Below are 6,120 nucleotides of genomic sequence, written 5' to 3'. Positions count from 1 at the left end.
GCCCCAGAACCAGCCGCTGAGGAGTGCCTGATACTCCGCATTCCGATTGATTGGGGCCGCTTCGCAGCCCAACGCGGGGCAAGCCCGCTCGCCACACCAACCCGCTACCATAACAAGCCCACTTGCCACAACAAGTCTGCTTGCCACAGTAAGCCCACTTGCCACAGTAGACCGCTCGCCACAGCCTCGTTACACCTTTTGTCCAATGGCGCGTTGACAACCCACGGGATCCCTAACAATACTTCGGCATAGTCATACGACAACCTACAACAAAAATTTGGAATCTCCATGACCACGACTACCCCCACTCCCTTCAACCGCCTGCTGCTCACCGGTGCCGCCGGCGGCCTCGGTAAAGTCCTGCGCGAACGCCTGCGCCCTTACGCCCAAGTACTGCGCCTGTCGGACATTGCCAACATGGCCCCGGCGGCCGACGCCAGCGAAGAAGTGCAACCCTGCGACCTCGCCGACAAACAAGCCGTGCACCACCTGGTGGAAGGCGTCGACGCCATCCTGCATTTTGGCGGTGTCTCGGTCGAACGCTCCTTCGAAGAAGTGCTAGGCGCCAATATCAGCGGCATCTTCCACATCTACGAAGCCGCGCGCCGCCATGGCGTCAAGCGCGTGGTCTTCGCCAGCTCCAATCATGTGATCGGCTTCTACAAGCAGGGCGAGAAGCTCGACGCCCACTCCCCGCGCCGCCCAGACAGCTACTACGGCTTGTCCAAGTCCTATGGCGAAGACATGGCCAGTTTCTACTTCGACCGCTACGGCATCGAGACCGTCAGTATCCGTATCGGCTCCTCGTTCCCGGAACCGCAGAACCGCCGGATGATGCACACCTGGCTGAGCTTCGACGACCTGACCCAACTGCTCGAACGCGCGCTGTATACGCCGAACGTCGGCCACACCGTGGTCTACGGCATGTCGGCTAACCTCGACACGTGGTGGGACAACCGCTACGCCGCGCACCTGGGCTACGCCCCGAAAGACACCTCCGAAGTCTTCCGCGCCCAGGTCGAAACCCAGCCCCCCGTAGCGGCCGATGACCCGGCCAAGCTGTATCAAGGCGGGGCATTCTGCGCCGCTGGACCGTTCGGTGACTGACGCCAGACCAACCCAAGGGAATGAGTGGCCATGACTGCAGAATTGATTGTCGACGCCCGCAATGCCGTGGGCGAGTGCCCGGTATGGGTGCCCGAGGAAAACGCCCTGTACTGGGTGGACATCCCCAACGGTGGCCTGCAACGCTGGAGCGCCGCCACCGGCCATCTCGCTGCGTGGAAAGCCCCGCAGATGCTGGCCTGCATCGCTCGCACCGACGCCGGCAACTGGGTTGCGGGGATGCAAACCGGCTTCTTCCAACTCACGCCGCATAACGACGGCAGCCTCGACACCACGCCATTGGCCAGCGTCGAGCACCCTCGCCCGGACATGCGTCTGAACGACGGCCGCTGTGATCGCCAGGGCCGTTTCTGGGCCGGCAGCATGGTGCTGAACATGGGCGCGAATGCGGCCGAAGGCATCCTCTATCGCTATGCATCGGGTTCAGCGCCCCATGCCCAGCTGGACGGTTTTATCACCCTCAACGGCCTGGCCTTCAGCCCCGATGGCCGCACGATGTATGCCTCGGATTCACACCCGCTGGTCCAGCAGATCTGGGCCTTCGACTACGACACCGAGACCGGCACCCCGTCCAACCGCCGCGTGTTCGTCGACATGCACCAGCACCCAGGTCGTCCCGACGGCGCCGCCGTGGACGCCGACGGTGGCTACTGGATCTGCGCCAACGACGCCGGCCTGATCCACCGTTTTACCCCCGATGGCCGCCTGGACCGCTCCCTGAGCGTACCGGTGAAAAAACCCACGATGTGCGCCTTTGGCGGCAGTCGCCTGGACACGCTGTTCGTCACCTCGATACGAGACGACCAGAGCGAGCAGTCACTGTCCGGCGGCGTGTTCGCCCTCAACCCCGGCGTCCAAGGACTGCCTGAGCCAACATTTACCCTCTAGCTGCATCGCTGTGCCTTGAATACAACAATAACAACACAGGAGTGACCTCCCATGGACTTCAAACGCACCTTGCTGGCCGCTGCACTTCCCCTGAGTGTCCTGTTCACCGGCGCCGCCCACGCGCTGGAAATCAAATTCGCCGACGTTCACCCCGCCGGCTATCCCACTGTCGTAGCCGAAGAGAACATGGGCAAGGCCCTGACCAAACAAAGCAACGGCGAACTGACCTTCAAGTACTTCCCCGGCGGGGTCCTGGGCTCCGAGAAAGAAGTGGTCGAGCAGGCCCAGGTCGGCGCGGTGCAGATGACCCGCGTCAGCCTTGGCATCGTCGGGCCCGTGGTGCCGGACGTGAACGTATTCAACCTGCCGTTCGTGTTTCGTGACCAGGCGCATATGCGCAAGGTCATCGACGGCGAGATCGGCGATGAGATCCTCGCCAAGATCACCGACTCCGAGTTCGGCCTGGTGGCCCTGGCCTGGATGGACGGCGGCACGCGCAACCTCTACACCAAGAAACCGGTGCGCAAGATCGAAGACCTCAAGGGCATGAAGATCCGCGTGCAAGGCAACCCGCTGTTCATCGACGCCTTTAATGCCATGGGCGCCAACGGCATCGCCATGGACACCGGCGAGATCTTCAGTGCCTTGCAGACCGGGGTGATCGACGGCGCGGAAAACAACCCGCCCACCCTGCTGGAACACAACCACTTCCAGAACGCCAAGTACTACACCCTCACCGAACACTTGATCCTGCCCGAGCCCATCGTGATGTCGAAGATCACCTGGAACAAGCTCACCCCGGCGCAGCAAGTCATGGTGAAAAACGCCGCCAAGGCCGCCCAGGCCGATGAGCGCGCGCTGTGGGACGCCAAGTCCGCCAGCAGCGAAACCAAGCTCAAGGCCGCCGGTGTCGAGTTCATCAGCGTCGACAAAAAACCCTTCTACGACGCCACCGCAGCGGTTCGCGCCAAGTACGGCGCGCCCTACGCCGACATCATCGCGCGCATCGACGCCGTTCAATAACCTTCCCTGCCTCTCGCAAAAGGCCCGGCGCGGTCGGCATCGACGCGCCCGGTTACGGTGAACGCCATGAAGAATCTACTGCTGCGCATCAACGACCGCCTCTACATGACCTGCGTCTGGGTCGCCGGCCTCTCGGTTCTCGGGGTGGCACTGATCATTCCCTGGGGTATCTTCGCCCGCTACATCCTCGGCACCGGCTCCAGCTGGCCGGAGCCTACCGCCATCCTGCTGATGCTGGTGTTCACCTTTATCGGCGCCGCCGCCAGCTATCGCGCTGGCGCACACATGTCGGTGGCGATGATCACCGACCGCCTGCCGCCCCGCCAACGCCAGGTCATCGGCATCGTCTCGCAGCTGCTGATGGGCACCATCTGCCTGTTCATGGCCATTTGGGGCACCAAGCTGTGCCTGTCCACCTGGAACCAGTTCATGAGCGCCATCCCGACCCTGCGCGTGGGCATCACCTATATGCCGATCCCGATTGGCGGGCTGCTGACCCTGATCTTTGTGGTGGAAAAACTCCTGCTCGGTGACCAGAGCAACCGGCGCGTGGTGCGCCTCGACCTGGTGGAAGAAAGCGAAGGGGCCGCCTGATATGGACGCATTGATTCTGTTGGGCAGCTTTATTGCCTTGATCCTGATCGGCATGCCGGTGGCCTACGCCCTGGGTTTGTCGGCATTGATTGGCGCGTGGTGGATCGACATCCCGTTCCAGGCCCTGATGATCCAGGTGGCCGGCGGGGTAAATAAATTTTCGCTGATGGCGATTCCGTTCTTCGTGCTGGCCGGGGCGATCATGGCCGAGGGCGGCATGTCGCGCCGCCTGGTGGCGTTTGCCGGCGTGCTGGTGGGCTTTGTGCGCGGCGGCCTGTCCTTGGTCAACATCATGGCCTCGACGTTTTTCGGCGCGATCTCCGGTTCGTCGGTGGCCGACACGGCCTCGGTCGGCTCAGTGCTGATCCCGGAGATGGAACGCCGTGGCTATCCCCGAGAATTCGCCACCGCGGTGACCATCAGCGGTTCGGTGCAGGCACTGTTGACGCCGCCCAGCCATAACTCGGTGCTCTACTCCCTGGCAGCCGGCGGCACGGTGTCGATCGCCTCGTTGTTCATGGCCGGTGTGGTCCCCGGCCTGTTGATGAGCGCGTGCCTGATGGTGCTGTGCCTGATCTTCGCCAAAAAGCGCAATTACCCCAAGGGCGAAGTCATTCCCTTGAAGCAAGCGCTGAAAATCTGCGCCGACGCGCTGTGGGGCCTGATGGCCATGGTGATCATCCTCGGCGGCATCCTCTCCGGCATCTTTACCGCCACCGAATCCGCCGCGATCGCGGTGCTGTGGGCGTTCTTCGTGACCATGTTCATCTACCGCGACTACAAATGGAGCGAACTGCCCAAGCTGATGCACCGCACGGTACGCACCATTTCCATCGTGATGATCCTGATCGCCTTCGCCGCCAGCTTCGGCTACATCATGACCCTGATGCAGATCCCGGCGAAGATCACCACGCTGTTCCTGACCCTGTCGGACAACCGCTACGTGATCCTGATGTGCATCAACGCCATGCTGCTGTTGCTCGGCACGGTGATGGACATGGCGCCGCTGATCCTGATCCTTACCCCGATTTTGCTGCCCGTGGTACTCGGCATCGGTGTCGACCCGGTGCACTTCGGCATGATCATGCTGGTGAACCTGGGCATCGGTTTGATTACGCCGCCGGTGGGCGCGGTGCTGTTTGTGGGGGCGGCCGTGGGCAAGGTCAGTATCGAGCGGACCGTGAAGGCGTTGCTGCCGTTCTATGCGGTGCTGTTCCTGGTGCTGATGGCGGTGACCTACATTCCGGCGCTGTCGTTGTGGCTGCCCAGTGTGGTGCTGTGATGATGATTGAACTTGAAGATAACCTCACCCACCTGACCTTGAACCCGGCCGTGGGCGGCAGCATCGTCAACTGGACAGTGCGTGCCACCGGGCAGCCGTTGCTGCGACACAACGATGAGCAGGCGATCCATACCGGTTTGCCGGGCAAGCTGGGGTGCTATCCGTTGGTGCCCTGGTCCAACCGCATTGCCCATGGCGGTTTCGACAACCCCGACGGTTGGCTGGCACTCACGCCCAACAGCCTGACCGATCCGCTGCCGATTCATGGCTCTGCCTGGCAGCACGGGTGGCAAGTGGTCAGCCAGGCGGCGGATGAGGTGGTGCTGGCGCTCGAATGCGCCACGCCGTTTGCCTACCGCGCCGAGCAGCGTGTTCGCTTGAGCGACGGGGTTCTAGGTATCGAACTGCGGGTGACGCACCTGGCCGCAACAGCGGCGTGGCATGGCGTGGGCCTGCATCCGTATTTTCCACGCCAACCGGGCACCCGGTTGCAGGCCAAGGCCGAACAGGTGTGGACGAGTGATGCGTCCAAGCTGCCGACCGGGTTGGCGGCGGTGCCGGGAGAGTGGGATTTCCAGGCATTGAAAAACCTGCCCGAAGGCGCGGTGGACAATGGCTTTTGCCAGTGGGACGGGTACTGCCGGATCGAACAGCCGGAACTGGGTTATGCGCTGGAATGCCAGGCCAGCGGGGCCGATTACTTCCTGCTGTACTGCCCGCCGGGGCTGGGGTTCTTTTGCATCGAGCCGGTGAGCCATCCGGTGAATGCTCATCACCTGCCAGGTAAACCAGGCTTAGCGTTGTTGGAGCAAGGCCAATCAACCCGCCTCGACTTCGCCTTGAAATACATTCCAAATGTGGGAGGGGCGGTGCGACGATTCGACTTGCCCCCGATGGCGGTGGATCAGTAACAGATGAGCTGACTGACACACCGCAATCGGGGGCAAGCCCCCTCCCACAGTTCTGGCCGCAACAGCCGCGTGGCATGGGGTGGGCTTGCATCCGTACTTTCCGCGTCGGCCGGGTACCCGGTTGCAGGCCAAGGCCGCACAGGTGTGGATGAGTGATGCGTCCAAGCTGCCGACCGGGTTGGCGGCGGTGCCGGGAGAGTGGGATTTCCAGGCATTGAAAAACCTGCCCGAAGGCGCGGTGGACAATGGCTTTTGCCAGTGGGACGGGTACTGCCGGATCGAACAGCCGGAACTGGG

General features: G+C 62.6%; 6 protein-coding genes and 1 pseudogene. All 7 read left to right on the top strand.

The window, feature by feature from the left end:
- Positions 1–288 precede the first annotated feature (288 nt).
- Positions 289–1,107, top strand: a complete 819-nt coding sequence (locus tag ACODSV_RS35760; RefSeq protein WP_102624297.1) for an NAD-dependent epimerase/dehydratase family protein — start codon at positions 289–291, stop codon at positions 1,105–1,107.
- A 30-nt stretch (positions 1,108–1,137) separates the two neighbouring features.
- Positions 1,138–2,013 (top strand): SMP-30/gluconolactonase/LRE family protein, encoded by an 876-nt coding sequence (locus ACODSV_RS35755; protein ID WP_024076301.1) that lies wholly within the window; start codon positions 1,138–1,140, stop codon positions 2,011–2,013.
- Positions 2,014–2,064: 51 nt separating this feature from the next.
- Complete coding sequence (locus ACODSV_RS35750) at positions 2,065–3,036, top strand: TRAP transporter substrate-binding protein (RefSeq protein ID WP_069076582.1); 972 nt, start codon at positions 2,065–2,067, stop codon at positions 3,034–3,036.
- Positions 3,037–3,102: 66 nt separating this feature from the next.
- Entirely contained in the window at positions 3,103–3,630 is a 528-nt protein-coding gene (locus ACODSV_RS35745) for a TRAP transporter small permease (RefSeq protein ID WP_024076303.1), read from the top strand.
- A gap of 1 nt (position 3,631) precedes the next feature.
- Positions 3,632–4,912, top strand: coding sequence for a TRAP transporter large permease (locus tag ACODSV_RS35740; protein ID WP_024076304.1), 1,281 nt, complete (start codon positions 3,632–3,634; stop codon positions 4,910–4,912).
- Positions 4,912–5,823 (top strand): aldose 1-epimerase, encoded by a 912-nt coding sequence (locus ACODSV_RS35735; RefSeq protein WP_454844114.1) that lies wholly within the window; start codon positions 4,912–4,914, stop codon positions 5,821–5,823. Before ACODSV_RS35740 ends, ACODSV_RS35735 begins: the two co-directional genes overlap by 1 nt.
- Positions 5,824–5,869: 46 nt before the next feature.
- Positions 5,870–6,120: pseudogene (locus tag ACODSV_RS35730) on the top strand (aldose 1-epimerase); the annotation flags it as partial.

This window comes from Pseudomonas sp. FG86 (assembly GCF_057808775.1).
This window is presented reverse-complemented; position numbering and strand designations above follow the sequence as displayed.